Genomic DNA, 22,002 nt, shown 5'->3' with positions numbered 1-22,002 from the left:
ATCCCTGAGGCGCGCAGCTGAGTGGTAAATACCCCTTAATTTGACGGGTTGGTCGCATTCCGGCGCGCGAACGCCTCCAGCACGGCCGCCGCGACGGGCGCCGCGTGGCCGCCGCCCGTCGCTTCCGAGCGGCTGACGAAGACGGCGACGGCCAGCCGGTGATCCTGCCCGGGCACGCTGTGCGGCTCCAGCCAGCCCGTGAACCAGACCGTCGCGAGAGAGCCGTCGCCCACCGGCGCCGTCCCCGTCTTGCCGGACAGGCCATGGCGAATGGCGGCGAGCTGCGGCGCCCGGAACGCGCCGGCCGCCGTGCCCACGTCGACGACGCCCTTCATCCCGGCGCGGATGCGGTCCAGGCGCACGGCCAGCGGCGCCCCGGCGGCGGCCGGCGCCGCCACGCCGTCGAGCTCTCCCAGCAGGTGCGGCACGATCACGCGGCCCTGGCCGACGGCGCCGGCCACGAGGGCCATCTGCAGCGGCGTCGCCTGCATGCGCAGGCCGATCGCCATCTGGCGCAGCTCGTGGCGCGTGTGCACGGGGTCGATGCCGGCCGGCGTCGTCTGCAACGCGTCCCACGCGGACCACGGGTAGTCGGCCGGCAGCAGGCCGCCGTCGAGGCGCAGCGCCTGGCCGAAGCCGAGCCGGCGCGCCATCGCGACGATGGGCCGGACCGGGTCCAGCGCGTCCGGCGTCAACGGCTGCAGGTCGGGCACGCCGCCATCCGGCCGGCCGAGCAGGGTTTTGTCGGACAGCTCGCCCATCCACGCGAACCACGTGTTCAAGCTGTACGTCAGCGCCTGCGCGACGCCCAGGCGGCCATCGTGCGCGCGCCGGTCCAGGCCCTGGTCGCGGAAATTCGTGATGTGGGCGCGGCCGTTCGAAGGATACGTGGGCGCCTCGGTGCGGAATGCGTAGCCGCGGGCGCGCGCCGCGGCGTTGATGTCCGCCAGCGGCAGGCCGTCCAGCAAGGCGTCCAGTTCGCGGTCGGACTGCGCGGCCCGTTCCAGGCCGAGGGCGCTGACGATCTTGAACGTCGACCCCGGCGCCCGCTCGGCGCCGCCGTCGTGCTGCAGCGCGGGCAGGCGCAGCGGGCTCGCGGCCGGGTCGACGCGGTCGAAGTCGCGCGCCTCGCGCCAGTTGGCGGCGTCGACAACGGGCATGCCCGCGCCGGCGGCGGCGAGGATGGCGCCCGTTTCCGTGTCGAGCAGGAGGACGCCCGCCTGCCGCCCCGCCGGCACCGGCCCCGCGCCGGTGCACGCCGTGCCGTCCCAGCGGCCGCGCCGCATGCCGATGCAGTCGAGCGCCGCTTGCGCCGCGGCCTGCAGGTCCGCGTCGAGCGTCAGGCGCGCCGCGTGATGGCCGCCCGGCAGCCGGCCCAGCATCGCGGCGACGCTGCCCGGCTGGTTGGCGCGCACGCCCAGCAAGGTCGCCAGGCCGGCCGCGCGCGCCGCCGCCGTCGGGGCGCCGTCGCGCCACAGCGGCACGCCGTTGCGGTCGGCCAGCGTCACGTCGGCCAGCGGCGCCGGCGGCCGCGCCGTGGACGCGTCCAGCGCCTGCCACGCGAGGCGGCCGGCGCGCACGACGAGGTGGCGATAGCGCGCATCGCCTGGCGTGGCCAGCGCGTCCAGCGCCAGCGGGTCGGCGTCCAGCACGATCTCCGCGGCGCCGGCGTCGGGCAGCAAGTCCAGCACCTGCACCTCGTCCGGCGTGGCACATGCGCGGCCGTCGCAGCCGGGTTGCGGTGCGCCCCGCAGGCGCGCGCCCGTCACGTGGCGCAGGCGGCCCGCGAGCATCAGCCGGATGCCGTCGCCCGCGCGCGCCGGCGCCGCGAGACGCAGGTGCAGGCGCACGCCGCCGGCCGCCGCCGGCCACGCGCCGACGCGTTGCCACGGCGCCCAGCCTTGCGGCAGTTGCGCGAACAGCCGCGCGCTGGACGGCGGCATGTCGCCGGCCAGCGGCACGGGGGCCGTCGCCGCGCCGACGACGGCTTCGGCGCGCGCGCCCGTCGAATCGACGGCGTCGGCGGCGCGCACGCGCCACGCGAGCAGGCGGCGCTCGGCATTGAATACGCGCACCTGCTCGCGCACGAAATCGCCGTCGGCGCGGCGGTACAGGCGTTCCAGCAGACGCAGCGCGGCGCCGTCGAGCGTCACGCCGTCCCACGGCGTCTTGCCGGCCGCGCGCCACGCGGCCAGGTCGGGCGGGGCCAGTTCGGCCAGGCCGTCGGCACCCAGGCGCACGAGCCCGCGCGCGCTCAGCTGCTCGAACAACTGCTCGTCCTCCAGGCGCGGCGCCGGCGCCGAGGGCACGCGGTAGTCGCCCGGCGCAAGCAGCGCCTCGACGGCCGGGCCTTGGGTCGGCAGCGCGACGACGAGCGCGCGCGGCCAGCCACTGCGCGGCGCCGGCCGGTACAGCTGGACGAGCAGTTCGCCGGCCGCCGGACACGCGCCGCTCGCCCGCCGCCGCAGGCGCAGCGCGCCATCCCGCCACGTCAGCCAGCCTTCGGCGCGCAGCGCGGCCTGGCCCGCCGTCGCGCCGGCGGCCAGCCACTGCGCCCGGCCGTCCCAGCGCACGCCCAGGTCGGACGCGGCGTGGCCGCTGACCGTCACGCGGGGCATCTGCTCGCCGGTCAGCAGGACGTTGCGCGGCGCCGTCAGGCCGGCCGCGTCGGCGAACGTCCAGCCGATGCGCAGCGGCAGCAGGCGGCCGGGGCGCGCGCGGTCCGCCAGCTGGTCGCACAAGTCGACGCGGTGCACGGGACCGGCGCGCATGCCGGACAGGATGAGCAGCGCGGCGCCGTCGCGCGTGCGCACGGCGACGCCCGGCGTTTCCGGCACCGTGAACGCAAGGCCCGGCAGCACGGCCGCGAAGCGTGCGGCGCCGTCGCCCGGCGGCGTCGCGCCGGCCGCGGCGAGCCAGCGCGCGTGCACGACGATGAGCGCGGCGCCCGCCAGCGCCAGCAGCGCGCAGGCGGCCGTGAGCCAGCGCAGCGGCGCCGGCGCGCGCACACGCGGCTGCGCGGCGGGGCGCGAGCGCGTGCCGGCACGCAGGTTGCGCGCGCGCCGCCGGCGCGTCCGGTTGGCCGCAACGGCCGTGACGAGCGCTGCGATCATCGGGGTCCTCTCTCGTTGTGGGGTTCGCACGCGCCTAGCGGGGGGCGGATGAAAGCGCGCCGCGCCGGTCGGCCTTTGATGCGCTTCATCCCCCGTTTCGTGCGGTCCGTCGCACGCCGCTGGAGACCGGGACGGCCCGTGGCTACAGTACACACATCGACAAACGCTTTACCGAACAACCGAACCACCGAACAACCGAACCGAGGAGAACATCATGAACGTCATCAAACACATGGAAGCCGCCTTCGTCGTCGCACTGGGCCTGGCCGCCGCCGGCAGCGTCGCCCTCGACAGCGTCAAGCCCGCCCAGGCCAGCACCCCGGCCTACGCGACGACGGCCGGCATCCCCGTCGTGCACGTCACCGCCAAGCGCCTCACCGCCGTCGAGAAACAGCAGCTGCTGGCGCTGGAACGCGTGCGGAGCCGCGCATGACGTCCGGCACGGACGGCCGCGCGCCCGCGCCGCCGTCCCTTGTTTCACCACGTAATCTGTTTCAGATGTAAGCGTCTGCGTCAAACACGGAATCTCCAGGCAGAGCGCGCTATATTGGTTTCATCCGCAGTCCGGATAGGAGACCGACATGAAACGCCTCGCATTCGCCGCCCTCATCGCCATCGGCGCCGCCGCCGCACCGCTGCCTTCGATGGCCCACGACAACGTCAGCCTGTATATCGGCACCGCGCCGCCGGCACCGCTGTACGAACGCGTCCCCGCGCCGCGCCACGGCTATGTGTGGGCGCCCGGCCACTGGGCGTGGAACGGCTACCGCCACGTCTGGGCGCCCGGCTACTGGGTCGTCGAACGCCCGGGCTACGCCTACCGCGCGCCGGCCTGGTATCAAGGCAATGGCGGCTGGTATCTGCAACCCGCCGCGTGGACCCCGTACGGCCGCGACCGCGATCGCGACGGCGTGCCCGACCGCTTCGAGCGCCACGAGCAACGCGGCTGGTACGGCGACCACCCCTACTACCACGACCGCGACCGCGACGGCCTCCCCGACCGCTACGAACGCCACGGCCGGCGCTGGGACGAGGACCGCGACGGCGTGCCGAACCGCTACGACCGCGACCGGGACGGCGACGGCGTCCCGAACCGCTGGGACCGCCGGCCGGACAATCCGTACCGCCGTTGACGCATCGGCGATGCGCTGCACCGCGTCCCGGCGCCAAAACCGGGTATCCTCTTGGAATGAATGATTTCCCCGACCTGGAACGGATCGCCTACAAGGCCGAGCGCGCGGCCAGCCGCCGGCTGGCGCTCGCCCACGGCCTGTCCGCCGACGAGGCGCTGCGCCGCACGCTGGCACTGGCGGCCGGCAGCCAGGGCCTGCCCGCCCTCGTCGCGGCGCGCACCGGCATGCTGGCGGCGCAGGCCGCCCGCGACGCCGCCCGCGCTTTCGACAAGGCCGCCGCCGAGGCGCGCCGCGCCGCCCGTCACGACGGCCCGCCCAGTGCGTGGCGCGGCTGGTTCGACGGCTCGGCCAGGCCGAACCCGGGCCGCTGCGGCATCGGCGTCCGGCTCGACGGGCCCGACGGCGTCCGGATCGAACTCGCGCGGCCGGCCGGCCACGGCAACAGCGGCGAAGCGGAATACCGTGCGCTGATCGCCCTGCTGGAAACGGCCGTCGCCCACGGCGCGTGCGACCTCACCATCTACGGCGACAGCCGGGTCGTGATCGACGACGTCAACGGCCCCGACCTGTACGCCGCGCCGGCGCTGGCCGCCTGCCGCGCCCGCGCGCACACGCTGCTGGCCATGCTGTCGGGCGTGCGCCTGCGCTGGGTGCCGCGCCACAAGAACACCTGCGCCGACGCGCTGTCGCAGCGCGCCCTCGACACCTGCCCTCCCGAAGACACCGATGCAAGCAATGCCGTCCTCTCTCCCGCCTGATCTCGACGCCTGGCGAGCGCGCCTGGCCCGGCTGGCCGCGGCCGCGGTCGCCGCCCAGGGGCCCGACGGCGCCCACGACCTGAACCACTTCGAACGCGTGTGGCGCAACGCCCAGGCGCTGCTGGCGCACGCGCCGCAGGCCGATGCCCTCGTCGTGCTGGCGGCCTGCTATCTGCACGACCTCGTCAACGTGCCGAAGGACGACCCGCGCCGCGCCGGCGCGTCGCGCCTGTCGGCCGAACTGGCGCGCGCGCGGCTGGCCGATCTCGGCTTTCCGGCCGACAAGCTGGCGGCCGTCGCGCACGCGATCGAGGCGCACAGTTTTTCCGCCGGCGTGCCCGCGACGACGCTGGAAGCGCGCATCGTGCAGGACGCCGACCGCCTGGACGGTCTCGGCGCCGTGGGCCTGGCGCGCATGTTTTATATCGCCGGCCGCATGGGCAGCGCCCTCGCCCACGGCAGCGATCCGCTCGCGCGCGACCGGCCGCTCGACGACCGGGCGTATTCCCTCGACCACATCGAGGCCAAGCTGGCGCGCCTGCCGGCCATGATGCAGACCGAGGCCGGACGGGCGCTCGCCGAGGACCGCCTGGCCACGTTGACGGATTTCCGGCGCGCGTTCGCGGCCGAATGGAGCGGCGCGCCGGCCGGCGAAACATGATGGGCCCGCCATGTTGTCGGCACGGCAATCGATGCTACCATAGGCATTTCCCTATTTTCCCGCGAAGTCCATGACCAGCAGCGCGACTCTTGCCAAAAAGCCGTCCGGCAACCTGAATTTCGTCCTGATCTGCGTGTTCATCGACATGCTCGGCATCGGCCTCATCGTGCCCGTGCTGCCGGGCCTCGTCGGCGAATTCGTCGCCAACCGCCAGCAGCAGGCGCTGTGGTACGGGGTGCTGGGCGCGACGTTCGGCCTGATGCAATTCCTGTTCATGCCGATGATCGGCGCGCTGTCCGACCGCGTCGGCCGCCGCCCCGTGCTGCTGTATTCGATGGGCGGCATGTGCATCAACTTCCTCGCGACGGCGTGGGCGCCGAATCTCGCGTGCCTGTTCATCGGGCGCGTGATCGGCGGGGCGTCGTCGGCCAGCATGTCGGTGGCGTCGGCGTACGCATCGGACGTGTCGGCGCCCGAGAACCGCGCGAAGAGCTTCGGCAAGATCGGGGCCGCGTTCGGCTTCGGCTTCATCTGCGGCCCGATTCTGGGCGGCCTGCTCGGCAACATGGGGCTGCACCTGCCGTTCTACGTGGCGGCCGCGCTGTCCGCCACGAACTTCGTCTACGGCTTCGTCGCCGTGCCGGAATCGCTGCCGCGCGAACGGCGCGCGCCGTTCCGGTGGGCGCGCATCAATCCGTTCGGGGCGCTGCTGCGCCTCGTGCGCCGCACCGACATCCGCGGGCTGATCGTCGTCTACACGCTCGTCGCGTTCGCGCAGATGATGCTGCAGTCGACGTGGGTCCTGTTCACGACGTTCCGCTTCAACTGGACGCCGCGCGACAACGGCATCGCCCTGTTCTGCGTGGGCGTGTGCTCGATCGTCGTGCAGGCGGGGCTGCTCGCGCCGCTGATCCGGCGCTTCGGCGAGGTGCGGCTGTCGCTGATCGGCCTCGCGTCCGGCGCCGTCACTTACTTCCTGTACGCGATCGCCACGCACGGCTGGATGATGTACGTGTTCATCCTGTGCAATCTGCTGTCGTTCGCGGCCGGGCCCGCGCTGCAGGGCATCCTGTCGAAATCGTCCTCGAGCCGCGAACAGGGCGAGTTGATGGGCTCCCTGCAATCGATCAGCAGCGTCGGCCTCGTCATCATGCCCCTCGTCGGCACGGCGCTGCTGGGCGCGGCGAGCCACCTGCCGCCGCTGGACTGGCGCGTGGGCGGGCCGTTCTTCGTGTGCGCCGCGATGCAGGCCGCGGCGCTGCTCGTCGCGCACCGCTACTTCCGCAGCCACGGCATCCCGGAGACGGCACCGGCCGCCGAACAGGCGTGAACCCGGACACCGCGATCGCCGCGCCCGTGCTGCTCGCGGTGCTGGGCGCCGCGCTGCTGCACGCGAGCTGGAACGCGCTGCTCAAGCGCCGGGGCGGACCCCGGCTCGCGGCGTTGCTCGTGGTGGCCGGGTCGGCCCTCGTGTCGGCCGTGGCGCTGCCGTTCCCAGCGGCGCCGGCGCGCGCCAGCTGGCCATTCATCGCGGCGTCCAGCGGCATCCACACGGTCTACTTCCTGCTCCTCATCGAGACCTACGGCGACGGCCAGATCAGCCACGCCTACCCGCTGATGCGCGGCTGCGCGCCGCTGCTCGTGGCCCTGGCCGACGGCCCGCTGACGGGCGAGGCGCTCAGCGCGGGCCAGTGGTGCGCCATGCTCCTGATCTGCGGGGGCGTGCTGGGCAGGTGGTGCTGCGCGAACCCGTCGGCCGCGCGCACCTGGCGGCCGTCGCGCTGATCGCCTGCGGCGCCGTCGCGATGCGGCTCGCCTGAAATTCGGGGTCAGAGCACTTATTCGGGGTCAGAGCACTTTTTCGAGCTATTGCTTGCCCGAACATCTGCGCACGGCATCGACGGGAATTGCACGATTTCCGGCGCCGTCGTGCCACAGCCGATCAATAGAAATTGCGGTCAGCCTATTTTCCTGAAATGTGCTCTGACCCCGAAGTGAATGCAAATTGTGCTCTGACCCCGAATTTCCTGACCCCGAATTTCTTGCGACACAATGGCGTTATTGCGATGTGCATGTCAGAATGGCAAAAAAGGAGCGGCCGTGTCTGTTCGCCGGATTGCGGACCGCAAATTTCTTCCGCGAAAATATTTTTGACATGCATAACCGTCGGCGACCCCGCGGTTTTGCCTTCATGAACACCCGTGCCGCTATAATGGCGCGTCTTCATTTCGAGGTTCACCGTGTCCGATCGCCTGAAAGTCCTGCCCCAGTATCTGCTGCCGAAGCGGCGTCTCACGACCTTCGCCGGCCGCGTGGCCGGGGCCAACGGCGGTACGATCACGACGCGCATGATCCGCTGGTTCGTCGCGAAGTACGGCGTGAACATGGCCGAGGCCGAGAATCCGGACATCGCGAGCTACAAGAGCTTCAACGAATTCTTCACGAGAGCGTTGCGGTCGGACGCCCGCCCACTGGCCGATGCCGATTTCGTCAGCCCCGTCGACGGCACCATCAGCCAGTTCGGCGCCATCGACGACCATCGCATCCTTCAGGCGAAGGGCCATGGCTTCACGACGACGGAGCTGGTCGGCGGCGACGCCGCGCTGGCAGCGCAATTCCGCCACGGCTGCTTCGCCAACCTGTACCTGTCGCCCAAGGATTACCACCGCCTGCACATGCCATGCGACGGCAAGCTGACCCGCATGATCTACGTGCCGGGCGCATTGTTCTCGGTCAGCCCGACGACGGCGCGCGGCCGGCCGAACCTGTTCGCGCGCAACGAGCGCGTCGTCTGCGTGTTCGAATCGCCGGAACACGGCCCGTTCGTGCTGGTGCTCGTGGGTGCGACCATCGTGGGCAGCATGGCGACCGTGTGGCACGGCGTCGTGAATCCGCCCCGCATGCAGAAGGTAACGGAGTGGACGTACGCGGACCGCGACATCGTCCTGAAAAAAGGCGAGGAGATGGGCCGCTTTCTGCTCGGCTCGACCATCGTCATGCTGTTCCGTCCGGGCACGATCCGCTTCAATCCTGACTGGGCGCCGGAACGCCCGGTGCGCCTCGGCGAGATGATGGGCAGGCGCCCGGCCTGATCGTTCGACGCTAAAACATATTGTACTGACAAGATTTTCGTGTCAGCATGGCGCTTCCCGTTCTCGGAGGCAACCATGCAAGACACGCAAACGTCCGTTTCCGCCCCCCTCACCGTCGCCGCAGCCCAGCAGGACATGCGCACGGCCTACCTGGGCGGTGCGCCCGGCCTGTTCGTGTCCGGCAGTGTGTGGACCATCGCGGGCATCGTCTGTTTGTGGCGTTCCCCGCAGATGGCCGTGTGGGCCTTGTACGTGGGCGGCGCGCTGATCCACCCGGTGTCCGCCCTGCTGACCCGCCTGCTCGGGCGCTCCGGCCGGCACGCGGCCGGCAATCCGCTCGGCATGCTCGCGCTTGCGACGACGATCTGGATGATCCTGGCGCTCGTCCTCGCCTACGGCATCTCGCTGTGGCGCATCGAACTGTTCTTCCCCGCGATGCTGTTCGTGATCGGCGGGCGCTACCTGACCTTCGCCACGCTGTTCGGCACGAAGCTGTTCTGGGTGTGCGGCGCCGTGCTGGCACTGGCCGGCTATGAACTGGCCAGGCTGCACGCGGCGCCGGCCACCGCCGCATTTGCGGGGGGTGCCATCGAAATCGTGTTCGGCATCGTCATGCTGGCCGGCATGCGGCGCGCGGCGCGCACGGCGCCCGCATCGGCCTGACGTCACGGCGCCTTGTCGCGGTCCTTGCAGAACATTTCCTCCATCATGTCGAGGAACGCCCGCGTCTTCGCGGGCATCAGGCGCCGGCTGGGGAACACGGCCCAGCCGGTCGCGAGCGGCATCTCCCATTCCGGCAGTACGCGCACCAGTTCGCCCCGCTGCACGTGCCGCGCCACGATGAAGTCCGTGCTCGCCGCGATGCCGGCCCCGCTGCACGCGATCGTCGCCAGCAGCTGGGGCGAATTGGCCGTCAGGCGCGCCGTCAGCTCCTTTTCCCAGCGCACCTTGCCGCGCTGCAGAATCCACGGTACGGCGCCGCCCGAACGGCTCAGCACGCACAACAAGTCATGCCGCAACAAGTCGTCCGGCTGTTCCGGCAGGCCGCGCTGCGCGAGGTAGATCGGTGCCGCATACAGGCCGAACTGCTGGGTCACGACGCGGCGCGCGGCCAGCGTGGAATCGTCCGGCAGGTTGCCCATGCGGATCGCGATGTCGAAGTTCTCCGCGATCAGGTCCACGCGCCGCGGCGACAGGTCCAGTTCCAGCGACACGGCCGGATAGCGCTCGATAAACCGCGGAATCATCTCCGCCATGACGACGTTGGCGAAATCCTGCGGCATCGAGATGCGCAGCTTGCCGCTGGGCACCGCCTGGCGGTGCTGGGCCAGCGCGCCGGCCGCCTCCACTTCTTCCGCCACCTTGCGCGCGTGTTCCAGCAGGCTCGCACCGAACTCGGTCAGCATCAGGCGGCGCGTCGTCCGTTGCAGCAGGCGCTCGCCCACGCTCGCCTCCAGCAGCGCGATGCGGCGCGACACGGTCGACTTGGGCAGATCCAGGCGCTGCGCCGCCATGCTGAAACTGCCCGCTTCGACGATACGGGCGAACAGCAGAAGGTCGTTCGGTTCGACGTTCATGGATTGTTCCACTCATTGAATAATGTTATCCATTCTACTGTCTTCCGCACGATATTTGGAACCATTAAAGTGTCTACATCGAAACCCGAACCGAGGAAGACACCATGAACATCCTGCAGATCAACTCGAGCTTGCGCGGCGCCCAATCCGAATCGACCCGCGTCGCCAATGCGATCGTGGCCAAAGTGGCCTCCGCCAATCCGGGCGCGACCGTCACCGTGCGCGACCTGGGCGCGGACCCGCATCCGGTGCTGGACGAAGCGACGCTGGGCGCCCTGTTCACGCCCGCCGAGCAGCGCACGCCCGAGCAGGCCGCCCGCGTCGCGCTGAACGACGCGCTGATCGCGGAAGCCCAGGCGGCCGACGTGATCGTGCTCGGCGCGCCGATGTACAACTTCGGCATGCCGATCCAGCTGAAAGCGTGGTTCGACGCCGTCGCCCGCGCCGGCGTGACGTTCCGCTACACGGAGAACGGTCCGGAAGGCCTGCTCAAGAACAAGAAGGTGTACGTGGCCACGGCGCGCGGCGGCATCTACCCGGCGGACGCCGACCCGCAAGTGCCGCACATCCGCATGCTGCTGAACTTCCTGGGCCTGACGGACCACGCGTTCATCTACTCGGCGGCCCAGTCGATGGGTCCGGAAGCGGCCGCCAAAGGCCAGGCCGAAGCGGACGCCGCGGTCGCGGCGCTGGCCTGAATCCAACCGGACGCCTGGAGACCATCATGACCCAGCAAGTGCAAACGCAAACCGTGGCCACGAGCCGCGGAGTCGAACGCCTGGTCGGCGGCCAGTTCGTCATGGACGGCGCGGGCGTCAAGATCAACCGCGTGCTCACGCAGCCGCTGCAGCGCCGCCTCGACCCGTTCCTCATGCTCGACGCGTTCGGCAGCGACGAGGCGGGCGACTACATCGCCGGCTTCCCCGAACACCCGCACCGCGGCTTCGAGACCGTCACCTACATGCTCGAAGGCCGCATGCGCCACCGCGACAGCGCCGGCCACGAGGGCTCGATCACGAACGGCGGCGTGCAGTGGATGACGGCCGGCCGCGGCGTGGTCCACTCCGAGATGCCGGAGCAGAACGAAGGCTTGATGGAAGGCTTCCAGCTGTGGCTCAACCTGCCCGCGAAGGACAAGATGAGCGCGCCCTGGTACCGCGACATCCCGGCCGAGGACGTGCCCCGCTTCACGCTGGACTCCGGCGCGACCGTGCAGGTGATCGCCGGCAGTTCGCACGGCGTCGCCGGCGCCGTGCGGCGCGACGCGACCCAGCCGCTGTACCTGGACATCACGCTGCCCGCGGGCGCCACGTTCGAGCAGCCGCTGCCCGCCGGGCACAACGCGTTCCTGTACGTGTACCGGGGCGAGGTCGTCGTCGAAGGCAAGGCCGTGCCGCAGGCCCGCATGGCCATCCTCGACAATGCCGGCGGCGCCGACGGCGTGTGCATCAAGGCGACGCAAGCTGCGCGCCTGCTGCTGATCGCGGGCCGTCCGCTCAACGAGCCGATCGCGCAATACGGCCCGTTCGTGATGAATACCGAGGCCGAGGTGTTCCAGGCCGTCGAGGACTTCCGCAACGGGAAGTTCACCGACAGCACGGCGGCATCGAGCGCCTGAACGCCCGATTTCCGCGCGGGCAGACCGTCACCATGCGGCGGTCTCCCGCGCTTCCTTGCGTCTTGCGCTACACTAGCCGCCATCGCATTTCGCCGTCGCCCACGATGCCGCTGCTCCCCGTCCTGTCGTCCCTGCTGTCCCGCGCCAGCCGCGCCCTCGGCCTGGAGAGCGTCGACGCCTTCCCGCCCGGCCACCGCTACCCGCACACGCGCTGGGACCCGGCCTATTTCGACATCGCCTCCGACCTGACGGCCGACCAGATGGAGACGGCCGTCTGCGCGGCCATCGCCAACACGCCCGCGATCTTCGCCCACGTCACGCATCCGACGCCGCGCATGCAGCGCGCGCTGCTGGGCGTCATCCACGCGCGCCTGCGCCGCGGCAGCACGGCGCCGACGGACCTCGTCGGCATGCTGATCGAGGCCTGCGACGACCCGCGCACGCCGGAAGCCCTGCCCGGCCTGCGCGCCGCGCTGGCGTCGACGGCAGGCTACGACCCGTCGATGCGCATCGCCCACCTGCAAGCCTGGCTGGCCGACATGCCGGCCGCGTTCGACGTCATCGAAGCGCCGGTGCGGGTGCGGGGCTGAGCGCCGATTCCCAGCGCGCGCGCAGCCGCATGAACGGCGTCTCGACGACCACGAACAACAGCCACCCGGCCACGAGCGACGCCAGCAGGCAGGCGGCGATCGTCGCCCCGTCTTCCGCGCCGTAGCCCGCCCGCGCCATGCGCGCCGCGACGAGGATGCTGACGGATTTATGCGTGAGATAGATCGCGTACGACCACAGCGCGAGGCTCGCGGCACCCGGCACGCGCACGCGCTGCAGCGGCGAGCCGGGCGCCAGCGCCGCCAGGATCAGCAGCGACCAGCCGAGGCCCAACAGCGGATAGCCGGCCACGGTCTGCGCCAGCCCGTAATGATCGTCGAGGAACCACGCGCTCGCGGCGCCGACGACGGCCACGCCGGCCGCGAACAGCGCATTGCCGTGCGCGAGCACGCGCCGCCACGCGCCCGGCGCCCGGTTCTTCAGCAGCGCGAGGGCGACGCCCGCCAGCAATTCGTCGCAGCGGCACCAACTCGAGTAATAAATGTATCGGTAGTAATACCACAGCCAGTTCGACGCCTGCTGGCCGTCGTGCCAGATCGTGGCGCGCGCCACCATCCCGCCCACGACGCCCAGCAGCAGCGCGCACCAGGCCCAGCGCAGGCGCACGCCGCGCCGTCCGAGCGCGGCCCCGGCGACGGCGACGGCCGGCAACAGCATGTAGAACTGTTCTTCGATGCACAGCGACCACGCGTGCGAAAACGCCGTGCCCGGCTGCAGGTGGATGTTCTGCGTGAACGTCAGGTAATGCCACAGCGGCAACATCGGCGTGGCGCCGCGCCACGCCGGCCACAGCGCGTACAGCGCCAGCACGCCCCAGAAATTGGGCAATGTGCGCAGCAGCCGGCGCATATAAAAACGTCCCAGCCCGAAACCGCGGGCGGACCGGAGCGCCGCGAAGATCTGGTTGCCGATCAGGTAGCCGGACAGCGCGAAGAACAGGTCGACGCCCGCCCATCCCATCGTCCCCACCCAGCCGAACGTGGGCGCGTCGCTGACGAACAGCGTGTAGTGGTGCAGCACGACGAGCGACACCGCGAGGGCGCGCAAGGTGTCGAGGCCGTGGATGCGGGACGTGCCTCCCGTATTGACGCCGTCCATATTGGCATTCTTTTACGAAAACCACGGATGATGCCACGCACCGGGCCGGCACGCTACAATGCCCGCATTTTTCTCCTTTGGAACGACGCATGATTCCCGCCAGCCAGCTGCACTTCAAGTCCGTCAACTACACCGGCCAGGGCACCGGGCCCAAAGTCATCATCATGGGCGCCACGCACGGCAACGAAAAGTGCGGCACCCAGGCCATCGGGCGGATCATGGCGGAGATCGACGCCGGGGCCCTGCACATCGTCAACGGCAGCGTGACCTTCGTCCCCATCGTCAACCCGCTGGCCTATGCGAAGAACACGCGCTCGGGCGACCGCAACCTGAACCGCGACCTGTCGCCGAAAGCGCGGCCGCACGACTTCGAAGACCGCGTGGCGAACTGGCTGTGCCCGCTGCTCGCGCAACACGACGTCCTGCTCGACCTGCACTCGTTCAACGCCGCGCACGGCGAACCGTTCGTGATGGTCGGCCCGCTCGACAACGACGGTCCCCTCGAACCCTTCGCCCACATGCGGAAAGAACGGGCGCTGGCGCGCCGCCTGGGCGTGCGCCGCTTCGTCACGGGCTGGATGGCCGCGTACGGCGGCGGCGTCCAGCGCCGCTCGCGCGGCAACGCGCAAGAACTGGAGACGGTGCTGCGCTACGGCATGGGCACGACGGAATACATGCGCAGCACGGGCGGCTATGCGCTGACCCTGGAATGCGGCCAGCACCTGGACCCGCGCGCGCCCGACGTCGCCTACACCGCCATCCTGAACACCCTCGCCTTTCTCAGGATCATCGATGCACCGGAACCGGAGCCGCTGCCGTACGACGACATGGAAGCGCTGCAGATGGTCGTCGTGCACGACAAGCTCCACGCCGACGACCGCTTCATCCGCCAATGGGCCAGCTTCGACCCCGTCGCGGAAGGCGAGCAGATCGGCGTGCGCGCGGACGGCACGCCGGTCGTCGCGGAATTCGCGGGCCGCATCCTGTTCCCGGACGTGAACGCCGGACCGAACCAGGAGTGGTACTACCTCACGCGGCCGAATCCCGCGTTCGGGCGCGAATGACGGCGCTGCCGCCGCCATGACGCCGAACACCTTCCTGCTCATCCTCGGCATCCATGCGCTCGCGCTGATCTCGCCCGGGCCCGACTTCGCCGTCGTGACGCGCACCGCCATCATGTCCGGGCGCCGCGCCGGCCTGTGGGCCGCGGCCGGCGTCGCGACGGCGATCGGCATCTACGTGCTGATCTCCGTCCTCGGCATGTCGCTCGTGCTGGCCGCGCTGCCGGGCCTGTCCCGCGTCCTGGCCGTCGTCGGCGCGTCGTATCTGGCGTGGCTCGGCATCCAGTGCCTGCGCTCGAAGGGCCAGTTGCCGGACGCGCAGCCGGCCCAGGCCGGACGCAAGACCTTCGTCACCGGTTTCCTCACGAACCTCCTCAATCCGAAAGCCATGCTGTACTTCGGCTCCGTGCTGTCCCAGGCCTTGAAGCCGGGCCTGGCCGCCGCCGACGTCGCCCTCCTCTGGACCCTGCTCGTGGCCGAGTCGCTGCTGTGGTTCGTGCTCGTGGCCCTGTTGTTCTCGTCGCGCCCGGTGCTGGCCTGGCTGCGGGCGCGCCTCGTCTGGCTCGACCGGACCGTGGGCGCCGTACTGCTCGTGCTGGCCGCCAAGGTCTCGCTACTGGCCGTGCGCTGACCCGCCTATTCCCCCCTGGCGGCACCGTCCCGCGCACGGCGGATCAGCTGCAGGTTGCGCAGGTAGATCGCGACGCCGAGGCCCTGGCCGGCCACGAACACCGGATCGCGCCGGTGCAGCGCGTAGACGAGCAACACGAGCGCGCCGAGGATGCTCAGATACCAGAACGACACGGGGATCACACTGCGCCGGTCGCGTTCGCTGGCCAGCCACTGGACGACGAAGCGCCCCATGAACACGGCCTGCCCGCCCAAGCCCAGCAGCAACCACCCGTCCACGTCAGCCATCGCCCCTCCGCCGCTGCACCCGCTGGACGAGCCGCACCAGGCCGAGGCGGCTTAGCCACCACGACACCCACGCCCGCCGGGCCAGCCCCGCCACCGTGGCACGTCCCGGCGGTGCCTGGGCCGCGTAGGGCGCCGCACCGTTGCGCGCCGCCTCCGCGGCAAGCCACGTCCTGCCCAGCCGGCCGGTCTCCCAGGCGCCCCACGCCAGGCAGACTGCACCGACCACACGTTGCGCCGGCATCACGGCCGGGATGCCAATGTGGCGGCTCACGAGCAGGCTGGCCGCCACGGCCATCAGCACCGCGCCGGCCAGCAGGCCGCCCCGCCCCGCCGTCGGCCAGCGCCGGCGCGCCTGCAACGCGAGGCCGGCCCAGGCCGCCAGCCAGCCGCCCGCCATGCCGCCCAACACGTCGAGCGGCCAGTGCACGCCGAGCATGATGCGCGACAGCCCGACGAGGCCCGCCAGCGCGAACGGCAGCGCATGCCAGCGCCGCCGCCACTGGCCGCCCATGATCCAGATGCCGGCCAGCGCGAACGCGGCCGCGGCGTGGCCGGACGGGAACGACACGTGCTTGTAGGCCGGCCCCGCCAGGTGGAAATCGCCGGGTGCCAGCACCAACAGCGGCCGCGGCACGTCGATGACCTGTTTCGCGCCCTGGGTCCACAGGCCCGCGACGACGGCCGCCAGCAGCGCCGCCCAGAACAGCCGGGGCGCACGACGGATGCACGGCAGCACGAGCGTGAGCGCGACGGCGCCGTCCCCCAGCATGGTCAGGTGGAACCACACGAGATCGTCGACGGCGCGGCCGCGGTGGTTCAGCCACAGGAACAGCGCCCGGTTGCTGCCCGTCGCCACGATGGCGGCCGCCAGCACCAGCGCGACGGCGGGCGGCAGCCAGGACCACGACGGACGGACGGCGGCCGGCATCGCACGCTCACCCGTCGATCCGCACCAGCAGCACGCCGCCCTCGCGGAACAGCACGCGCGCCGGCGGCAGCGCGTCCAGCGCGTCGCTGCGCGTGAGGACGACGTCGCCCGCGCGTGGCGCGTCCGCCGCCGGCGTGATCGCGCCGCGGTACACGGAAAAGCTCGGCACATTGATGCGCCAGCTGCGCACCGGCCATCCCGCTTGCCGGGCCAGGAGCGCGGCCCGCTTGACGGGACCCTGCTGGAGCACGGCGACGGCAGGCAGCACCAGGCCGCCGAGCGCGTACGAGCAGGCCAGCGCCGCCGCGGCCAGGCGGGGCCAGGGACCGCCCGCGGGGCGAGCCGCCGAGTGCCCCCCCTCCGCCGCGCCGTCCGCCTCCGTGCACGACGCCGGTGCCGTGCCCGCGTTGCCTTCCGCGCGCGCCGGCGCACGGGCCCACCCACCGGCGGCGCGGCGCCGCACGGGCCACGACGCCAGCAACAGCACGGCCGCGGCCACCGCGAGCGCCCGCATCCTCCATGACGCATCGAACACGCCCGTCCTGGACAGCGCCTCGCGCACGTACGCGTTGTGCGCGCCCGCAGCGAGACGGGGCAATACGCGCGGCAAGGCGGCGACGGCGCCCGCCAGCAACAGCGCGGGCAGCAGGGCCGCCACGCGGCTCCGCAAGACGTGGCGCCGGCGCGCCATCAGGATGAACAGCGGCGTCGCGCCGTACAGCAGATAGTGCGGCAGCTTGGTGCCCGCCACCGTGAAGAAGGCGAGGACGAACAGGAACCAGCACCACAGCAACGTGTCGAGGGGCGACGCGCGCAGGCGCCGCAGTCCGGGGAGCGTGACCAGCAGCAGGCCCGTGTACGGCAGCACGAGCAGCAGCGCGACCGGCAGGTAGTAGAAGATGCCGCCCGCGTGGCCCTGCATGGGGACGAGGAAGCGCTCGACGTTGTGGCGCAGGAAGAAGCCGGCCACGAAGGCGTCGCCGCGGCGCGCGTATTCCAGCGCGTACCACGGCCCCGCGACGGCCAGCAGGATCGCCCAGCCGACGGGATCGCGCACGGCGCGCCACCAGCCGGCCATGCGGCGCCGCAGCAGGAACGCGATGGCGCCGGCGGCGCCCGGGATCAGCAGCGCGACGGGTCCCTTGGCCAGCACGCCCAGGCCGATCCAGAGGAAGGCGCGGCGGCGCCAGCGCGGGCGCGGATCGACCAGTTCGCGGTAGACGTCGAACATCGCCAGCGCGAGGAACAGGTTCAACAGCGCGTCGGCGATCGCGGCGCGGCCGATCACGACGACGCCGGCGCTCGTGGCGGCGATGAAGGCGGCGGCGCGGGCCGTGTCGCGGTCGACCGTGCGGCGCACGAACGCGTGGATGGCGGCGATCCACGCCGCCGCCGCGAGCGCGGACGGCAGCCGCAGCGCGAACTCGTCCAGGCCGAACAGCCGCACGGACGCCGCCTGCAGCCAGTAGGTGAGGATTGGCTTGTCGAAGCGCGGCTGGCCGTTCAGCCAGGTCGACACGTAGTCGCCGCGGGCGAGCATCTCCCGCGTCGCTTCGCCGAACGCGCCCTCGTCCACGTCGAACAGGGGGATCGCGCCGAGGCCGTGGAACAGGCCGAGCCAGACGGCCGCCGCGAGCAGCAGCGGCCACGTCCACGATACGAACGCGGCGCGCACGGACGGCCGCCGCCCTTGCGCGCCCTGGGCACGGGCGAGCGCCGCCGCGTCCGCGCCGCTTCGTGGATTCATGGCCGCCCCCGCGCCGCGCGCGGCCGCGGATGCGCGGGCGCGCCCACGTCCGCGCCGCCGCCCACGGTTTCGCGCACGAGATAGGCGGGCGCGCCGGCCGCCTCGAACCAGGTGCGGGCCAGCATCTCCGTCACGATGCCCGTGCAGACGAATTGCACGCCGATGACGACGAGCAGGATGCCGAGCAGCAGCAAGGGCCGGCCCGCGATGGCGGCGCCCTCGCCCAGCTTGACCCAGCCAAGCCAGCCCAGCATGACCAGCCCGGCGCCGCCGCAGGCCAATCCGATGCGGCCGAAGAAGTGACCCGGACTGGCGCGAAATCGCACGAAGAACGCCATCGTCAGCAAGTCGAGGAGGACCCTCACGCCGCGCGCCAGGCCGTGCGCGCCGTATTTCGACCGGCCGTGCCGGCGCGGCGCGTGGCCGACTTCTTCCTCGGCGATGCGGTCGAGCGACGTCAGCGTGGCCATCCAGCTCGGGATGAAGCGGTGCATCTCGCCGTACAGCCGCACCCGGCGCAGCACGGCGGCGCGGTAGATCTTGAGCGTGCAGCCGTAATCGTGCAGCGGCACGCCCGTCAGCAGGCCGATGACGCGGTTGCCCAGCCGCGACGGCAGCCGGCGCAGCCAGCCGTCCCGGCGTGCCCGGCGCCAGCCCACCAGCAGGTCGAGGTCGTCGTCGAGCAGGCGGCGCACCATGCGCACGATGTCGCGCGGATCGTTTTGCAGGTCGCCGTCCAGCGTGGCGATGACGGTACCGCGTGCGAGGTCGATGCCGGCCTGCATGGCCGCCGTCTGGCCGAAGCCGCGGCGCAGGATCGCGCCGCTCAGGTGACGGGGATTGGCGGCCACGGCTTCGCGGATGCGCTCGCCGGTGCGGTCGCGGCTGCCGTCGTCGACGAGGATCAATTGCCACGGCCACGGCGCGCCGGCCAGCGCCGCCTGCACCTGGGCCGCCAGCGCCAGCACGTTGTCTTCCTCGTCGCGCAGCGGCACGACGACGGACAGGACGTGGCCGCCGCCGGCGCCCGGCGGGGCCGCGGGCCGGACGACGTCCCGTCCTCCCGGCTCATGCATGGCGCGCCTCCCGTCGGGCGGCGGGCGCCATCGGGGGCGGCATCGCGCTGAAGTGTTTCATCCCATTCTCCTCGTCGGCGCCGGCCGTGCGGGCTGGCAGCGGTATCTTCGCGTGCGGGCGGAACGCGACGACGATGCACGTCAAACGTGCGCGGGTATGCCGCCGTTGCCGAATCCACACGCAACGGCGCGCGCTTGCGAAAACGGGCGCGGATCGTGCGACAATCGGCCGTTGGCAGCAACGACAACAGAACAACAATCAAAACCAATGGGGAAATTTGCAAGAACGGTGCGGTGCGCCGTATTGGCGCTCGCGTTCGCCGACGCCGGCGCGCAGGCGCTGGACGTCCGCGTGGCGTCGCAGTTGACGCTGGAACCCAAGTGGATCCATGACGGGGGCCGCGTCACCGGCATCTGTCCGGACATCATGGCCGCCATCGAACGGGTCGAACCCCGGCTGCACTTCGTCGGCTACCGGCACAGCAGCCGCTCGCTGTCGGGCATCGAGGCCGGGCTGGAGAACGGCTCGCTGGACGCGGCGTGCGGCCTCGTGTCGTCGCCGCACCGGCTCGCCATCGGGCAGCCCGTGGGCAAGTCGATCTATCCGGTGCGCCATTATCTGGTCGTGCGCAGGAACGACCCGGTCACGATCGAATCGACGGATGACCTGGCCCGGCTGGGCGACCTCGTCACGACGCAGCGCTCCTCGGTATTTACGGAGCGCCTGCGCGCGGCCGGGGTGCGCGTCGACGATGCGACGGACGACAATCGCGTGAACCTGCGCAAGATTTTGGCCGGTCATGGCCGCTTCGCGTACATCAACGACCTGGCCCTGCGCTACCTGATCCGTACGGAAGGCCTGGAAGACAGGGTGCGCGTCCTGCCGGTCGTCCTGGGCGACGAACCGATGTGGTTCTGGGTCGGCCGCCGGGCCGATCCCGCGCTCGCGCCGCTGCTGGGCGCCGCGCTCGACAAGCTCAAGGCAAGCGGCGACCTGGACCGCATCTACGTGCGCTGGGAAAACATGCAGTGAACCGCATGCCCCGCACCGCCGTCAGGCCGGCGTGAGCAGCTTGAGGCCCACGATGCCGGCCGCGATCAGGCCGATCGACAACAGCCGCAACGCACCCGCGGGCTCGCCCAGCAAGACCATCCCAGCCACGGCCGTGCCGATCGTGCCGATGCCCGTCCACACGGCATAGGCGGTGCCGAGCGGCAGTGTCCGCAGGGCCAGTCCCAGCATGCCGACGCTGCCCGCCATCGTCGCCAGGGTGAACGCGGACGGCCACAGGCGCGTGAATCCCTCCGTGTACTTGAGACCCGTCGCCCACGCGACTTCCAGCAGGCCGGCCACGGCCAGGTAGATCCAGCTCATCGATGACTCCCGCCCGAACAAACCGGCCAGTATAGCACCGGCGGGTACACGCTGCCGCGGCGGTGCGAATTCGGGGCGTCCTCTGCAGGATTTCCGACGCTGCTTTAAGATGCCCTTTCTTCGCCGCACGCTCGCGGCGAACCATCGAAAAACAGGAGTACCGATGACGACTTTGTTTGACCCGATCAAGGTCGGCAGCCTCGAACTGCCGAACCGCATCATCATGGCGCCGCTGACCCGTTCGCGCGCCGTGGGCGCTGGCCGCGTGCCGAACGCCCTGATGGCCGAATACTACGTACAGCGTGCCTCGGCCGGTCTGATCCTGTCGGAAGCGACCTCGGTGACCCCGATGGGCGTGGGCTATGCCGACACCCCGGGCATCTGGTCCGACGAGCAGGTCGAAGGCTGGAAGCAGGTCACCGACGCCGTCCACGCGGCCGGCGGCCGCATCTTCCTGCAGCTGTGGCACGTGGGACGTGTTTCCGACCCGATCTTCCTGAACGGCGAATTGCCCGTCGCCCCGTCGGCGATCCAGCCGCAGGGCCACGTCAGCCTAGTGCGCCCGACGAAGCCGTACGTCACGCCGCGCGCGCTGGCGCTCGAGGAAATCCCGGGCATCGTCGCCGCCTTCCGCAAGGGCGCGGAAAACGCGAAAAAGGCCGGCTTCGACGGCGTCGAGATCCACGGCGCCAACGGCTATCTGCTCGACCAGTTCCTGCAGGACAGCACCAACCAGCGCACGGACGCGTACGGCGGCCCGATCGAGAACCGCGCGCGGCTGATGCTGGAAGTGACGGACGCGTGCATCGACGTGTGGGGTGCCGACCGCGTCGGCATGCACCTGGCGCCGCGCCGCGACGCCCACGACATGGGGGATTCGGCGCCGCTGGACACCTTCGGCCATGTCGCGCGCGAACTGGGCAAGCGCGGCATCGCGTTCATCTGCGCGCGCGAAGCGATCGGGGAAGACCGCCTCGGCCCGCAACTGAAACGCATCTTCGGCGGCGTGTACATCGCCAACGAAAAAATGACGAAGGAAAGCGCCGAGCAATTGCTGACGAGCGGGGACGCGGATGCCGTCGCTTTCGGCCAATGGTTCATCGCCAACCCTGACCTGCCGGAGCGCCTCAAGCGCAATGCGCCGCTGAACGCGCCCCGGCCGGATAAGTTCTACGCGCCGACCGCCGAAGGCTATACGGATTATCCGGCCCTGCAAGCTAACGGCTGACGCCGGTGTG

23 protein-coding genes are annotated in these 22,002 nt (G+C 71.3%); 15 read left to right on the top strand and 8 right to left on the bottom strand.

Annotation, left to right across the window (positions count from 1 at the left end; all coding sequences use genetic code 11):
- Positions 1-35: 35 nt before the first annotated feature.
- The gene (locus tag ISF28_RS00550; protein WP_198115203.1) at positions 36-3,113 is read right to left on the bottom strand and encodes a penicillin-binding transpeptidase domain-containing protein; all 3,078 of its coding nucleotides are present in this window, start codon (positions 3,111-3,113) and stop codon (positions 36-38) included.
- Between the two features lie 214 nt (positions 3,114-3,327).
- Here ISF28_RS00550 and ISF28_RS00545 point away from each other — a divergent pair, with 214 nt between their 5' ends.
- The 8 genes from ISF28_RS00545 (at position 3,328) to ISF28_RS00510 (ending at position 9,420) form a co-directional block, all read left to right on the top strand.
- Positions 3,328-3,546 carry a hypothetical protein gene (locus ISF28_RS00545; protein ID WP_198115202.1) on the top strand — a complete coding sequence of 73 codons (219 nt, stop codon included), beginning with the start codon at positions 3,328-3,330 and terminating at the stop codon, positions 3,544-3,546.
- 148 nt (positions 3,547-3,694) lie between these two features.
- Entirely contained in the window at positions 3,695-4,246 is a 552-nt protein-coding gene (locus tag ISF28_RS00540; RefSeq protein ID WP_198115201.1) for a YXWGXW repeat-containing protein, read from the top strand.
- 56 nt (positions 4,247-4,302) lie between these two features.
- Positions 4,303-5,004 carry a ribonuclease HI family protein gene (locus ISF28_RS00535; RefSeq protein ID WP_198115200.1) on the top strand — a complete coding sequence of 234 codons (702 nt, stop codon included), beginning with the start codon at positions 4,303-4,305 and terminating at the stop codon, positions 5,002-5,004.
- Positions 4,982-5,665, top strand: coding sequence for an HD domain-containing protein (locus tag ISF28_RS00530; protein WP_229518782.1), 684 nt, complete (start codon positions 4,982-4,984; stop codon positions 5,663-5,665). Before ISF28_RS00535 ends, ISF28_RS00530 begins: the two co-directional genes overlap by 23 nt.
- A gap of 70 nt (positions 5,666-5,735) precedes the next feature.
- Positions 5,736-6,995: an MFS transporter gene (locus ISF28_RS00525; RefSeq protein WP_198115198.1), complete on the top strand. Its 1,260-nt coding sequence runs from the start codon at positions 5,736-5,738 to the stop codon at positions 6,993-6,995.
- The gene (locus ISF28_RS00520) at positions 6,992-7,450 is read left to right on the top strand and encodes an EamA family transporter (RefSeq protein WP_198115197.1); all 459 of its coding nucleotides are present in this window, start codon (positions 6,992-6,994) and stop codon (positions 7,448-7,450) included. The genes ISF28_RS00525 and ISF28_RS00520 overlap by 4 nt, the downstream gene beginning before the upstream one ends.
- A gap of 455 nt (positions 7,451-7,905) precedes the next feature.
- Positions 7,906-8,757 carry an archaetidylserine decarboxylase gene (gene asd / locus ISF28_RS00515; RefSeq protein ID WP_198115196.1) on the top strand — a complete coding sequence of 284 codons (852 nt, stop codon included), beginning with the start codon at positions 7,906-7,908 and terminating at the stop codon, positions 8,755-8,757.
- A gap of 75 nt (positions 8,758-8,832) precedes the next feature.
- Complete coding sequence (locus ISF28_RS00510) at positions 8,833-9,420, top strand: DUF7010 family protein (RefSeq protein ID WP_198115195.1); 588 nt, start codon at positions 8,833-8,835, stop codon at positions 9,418-9,420.
- 2 nt (positions 9,421-9,422) lie between these two features.
- On the opposite strand, the gene ISF28_RS00505 is transcribed toward ISF28_RS00510, so the two are convergent.
- Complete coding sequence (locus tag ISF28_RS00505) at positions 9,423-10,334, bottom strand: LysR family transcriptional regulator (RefSeq protein ID WP_198115194.1); 912 nt, start codon at positions 10,332-10,334, stop codon at positions 9,423-9,425.
- A gap of 104 nt (positions 10,335-10,438) precedes the next feature.
- Between ISF28_RS00505 and ISF28_RS00500 the strand changes: the two genes are divergently transcribed.
- From ISF28_RS00500 to ISF28_RS00490, 3 genes are all read left to right on the top strand, one after another.
- A complete protein-coding gene (locus ISF28_RS00500; protein WP_198115193.1) occupies positions 10,439-11,032 on the top strand; it encodes an FMN-dependent NADH-azoreductase in 594 nt (197 codons plus the stop codon).
- Between the two features lie 26 nt (positions 11,033-11,058).
- Positions 11,059-11,952, top strand: coding sequence for a pirin family protein (locus tag ISF28_RS00495; protein ID WP_198115192.1), 894 nt, complete (start codon positions 11,059-11,061; stop codon positions 11,950-11,952).
- 104 nt (positions 11,953-12,056) lie between these two features.
- The gene (locus tag ISF28_RS00490; protein WP_198115191.1) at positions 12,057-12,542 is read left to right on the top strand and encodes a hypothetical protein; all 486 of its coding nucleotides are present in this window, start codon (positions 12,057-12,059) and stop codon (positions 12,540-12,542) included.
- Here the strand turns inward: ISF28_RS00490 and ISF28_RS00485 are convergent.
- On the bottom strand, positions 12,511-13,659 hold the full coding sequence (locus ISF28_RS00485; RefSeq protein WP_198115190.1) for an acyltransferase family protein: 1,149 nt from the start codon (positions 13,657-13,659) through the stop codon (positions 12,511-12,513). The genes ISF28_RS00490 and ISF28_RS00485 overlap by 32 nt on opposite strands.
- 89 nt (positions 13,660-13,748) lie before the next feature.
- Here ISF28_RS00485 and ISF28_RS00480 point away from each other — a divergent pair, with 89 nt between their 5' ends.
- Both ISF28_RS00480 and ISF28_RS00475 read left to right on the top strand, forming a co-directional pair.
- Positions 13,749-14,723 (top strand): M14 family metallopeptidase, encoded by a 975-nt coding sequence (locus ISF28_RS00480; protein WP_198115189.1) that lies wholly within the window; start codon positions 13,749-13,751, stop codon positions 14,721-14,723.
- A 16-nt stretch (positions 14,724-14,739) separates the two neighbouring features.
- Positions 14,740-15,351 (top strand): LysE family translocator, encoded by a 612-nt coding sequence (locus ISF28_RS00475; RefSeq protein WP_198115188.1) that lies wholly within the window; start codon positions 14,740-14,742, stop codon positions 15,349-15,351.
- Between the two features lie 5 nt (positions 15,352-15,356).
- Here ISF28_RS00475 and ISF28_RS00470 read toward each other — a convergent pair whose 3' ends face one another.
- Genes ISF28_RS00470 through ISF28_RS00455 form a run of 4 tightly spaced genes read right to left on the bottom strand, consistent with a single transcriptional unit; the run spans position 15,357 to position 19,389 of the window.
- The gene (locus ISF28_RS00470; RefSeq protein ID WP_198115187.1) at positions 15,357-15,638 is read right to left on the bottom strand and encodes a lipid-A-disaccharide synthase N-terminal domain-containing protein; all 282 of its coding nucleotides are present in this window, start codon (positions 15,636-15,638) and stop codon (positions 15,357-15,359) included.
- Entirely contained in the window at positions 15,631-16,566 is a 936-nt protein-coding gene (locus ISF28_RS00465; RefSeq protein ID WP_198115186.1) for a phosphatase PAP2 family protein, read from the bottom strand. The genes ISF28_RS00470 and ISF28_RS00465 overlap by 8 nt, the downstream gene beginning before the upstream one ends.
- A gap of 7 nt (positions 16,567-16,573) precedes the next feature.
- Entirely contained in the window at positions 16,574-18,313 is a 1,740-nt protein-coding gene (locus ISF28_RS00460; RefSeq protein WP_198115185.1) for an ArnT family glycosyltransferase, read from the bottom strand.
- Positions 18,310-19,389, bottom strand: a complete 1,080-nt coding sequence (locus ISF28_RS00455) for a glycosyltransferase family 2 protein (protein ID WP_198115184.1) — start codon at positions 19,387-19,389, stop codon at positions 18,310-18,312. Before ISF28_RS00455 ends, ISF28_RS00460 begins: the two co-directional genes overlap by 4 nt.
- A 304-nt stretch (positions 19,390-19,693) precedes the next feature.
- Between ISF28_RS00455 and ISF28_RS00450 the strand changes: the two genes are divergently transcribed.
- Positions 19,694-20,422, top strand: a complete 729-nt coding sequence (locus ISF28_RS00450; protein ID WP_198115183.1) for a substrate-binding periplasmic protein — start codon at positions 19,694-19,696, stop codon at positions 20,420-20,422.
- 21 nt (positions 20,423-20,443) lie between these two features.
- On the opposite strand, the gene sugE is transcribed toward ISF28_RS00450, so the two are convergent.
- Complete coding sequence (sugE, locus tag ISF28_RS00445) at positions 20,444-20,764, bottom strand: quaternary ammonium compound efflux SMR transporter SugE (RefSeq protein ID WP_198115182.1); 321 nt, start codon at positions 20,762-20,764, stop codon at positions 20,444-20,446.
- Between the two features lie 163 nt (positions 20,765-20,927).
- Here sugE and ISF28_RS00440 point away from each other — a divergent pair, with 163 nt between their 5' ends.
- The gene (locus tag ISF28_RS00440; protein ID WP_198115181.1) at positions 20,928-21,992 is read left to right on the top strand and encodes an alkene reductase; all 1,065 of its coding nucleotides are present in this window, start codon (positions 20,928-20,930) and stop codon (positions 21,990-21,992) included.
- Positions 21,993-22,002: the final 10 nt, after the last annotated feature.

Source organism: Massilia rhizosphaerae (genome assembly GCF_016093545.1).
GTDB lineage: Bacteria > Pseudomonadota > Gammaproteobacteria > Burkholderiales > Burkholderiaceae_D > Telluria > Telluria rhizosphaerae.
The sequence above is the reverse complement of the archived record's forward strand: the minus strand, read 5'-3'. Positions and strand labels throughout refer to the sequence as shown.

Coding starts and splice junctions, on each gene's coding strand:
- ISF28_RS00505 (WP_198115194.1), bottom strand. CDS start 10,334: ATGAACGTCGAACCGAACGACCTTCTGCTGTTCGCCCGTATCGTCGAA.
- ISF28_RS00455 (WP_198115184.1), bottom strand. CDS start 19,389: ATGCATGAGCCGGGAGGACGGGACGTCGTCCGGCCCGCGGCCCCGCCG.
- ISF28_RS00510 (WP_198115195.1), top strand. CDS start 8,833: ATGCAAGACACGCAAACGTCCGTTTCCGCCCCCCTCACCGTCGCCGCA.
- ISF28_RS00460 (WP_198115185.1), bottom strand. CDS start 18,313: ATGAATCCACGAAGCGGCGCGGACGCGGCGGCGCTCGCCCGTGCCCAG.
- ISF28_RS00490 (WP_198115191.1), top strand. CDS start 12,057: ATGCCGCTGCTCCCCGTCCTGTCGTCCCTGCTGTCCCGCGCCAGCCGC.
- ISF28_RS00530 (WP_229518782.1), top strand. CDS start 4,982: ATGCCGTCCTCTCTCCCGCCTGATCTCGACGCCTGGCGAGCGCGCCTG.
- ISF28_RS00475 (WP_198115188.1), top strand. CDS start 14,740: ATGACGCCGAACACCTTCCTGCTCATCCTCGGCATCCATGCGCTCGCG.
- ISF28_RS00540 (WP_198115201.1), top strand. CDS start 3,695: ATGAAACGCCTCGCATTCGCCGCCCTCATCGCCATCGGCGCCGCCGCC.
- ISF28_RS00495 (WP_198115192.1), top strand. CDS start 11,059: ATGACCCAGCAAGTGCAAACGCAAACCGTGGCCACGAGCCGCGGAGTC.
- ISF28_RS00480 (WP_198115189.1), top strand. CDS start 13,749: ATGATTCCCGCCAGCCAGCTGCACTTCAAGTCCGTCAACTACACCGGC.
- ISF28_RS00465 (WP_198115186.1), bottom strand. CDS start 16,566: ATGCCGGCCGCCGTCCGTCCGTCGTGGTCCTGGCTGCCGCCCGCCGTC.
- ISF28_RS00550 (WP_198115203.1), bottom strand. CDS start 3,113: ATGATCGCAGCGCTCGTCACGGCCGTTGCGGCCAACCGGACGCGCCGG.
- ISF28_RS00470 (WP_198115187.1), bottom strand. CDS start 15,638: ATGGCTGACGTGGACGGGTGGTTGCTGCTGGGCTTGGGCGGGCAGGCC.
- ISF28_RS00440 (WP_198115181.1), top strand. CDS start 20,928: ATGACGACTTTGTTTGACCCGATCAAGGTCGGCAGCCTCGAACTGCCG.
- ISF28_RS00525 (WP_198115198.1), top strand. CDS start 5,736: ATGACCAGCAGCGCGACTCTTGCCAAAAAGCCGTCCGGCAACCTGAAT.
- ISF28_RS00485 (WP_198115190.1), bottom strand. CDS start 13,659: ATGGACGGCGTCAATACGGGAGGCACGTCCCGCATCCACGGCCTCGAC.
- ISF28_RS00545 (WP_198115202.1), top strand. CDS start 3,328: ATGAACGTCATCAAACACATGGAAGCCGCCTTCGTCGTCGCACTGGGC.
- ISF28_RS00500 (WP_198115193.1), top strand. CDS start 10,439: ATGAACATCCTGCAGATCAACTCGAGCTTGCGCGGCGCCCAATCCGAA.
- ISF28_RS00535 (WP_198115200.1), top strand. CDS start 4,303: ATGAATGATTTCCCCGACCTGGAACGGATCGCCTACAAGGCCGAGCGC.
- sugE (WP_198115182.1), bottom strand. CDS start 20,764: ATGAGCTGGATCTACCTGGCCGTGGCCGGCCTGCTGGAAGTCGCGTGG.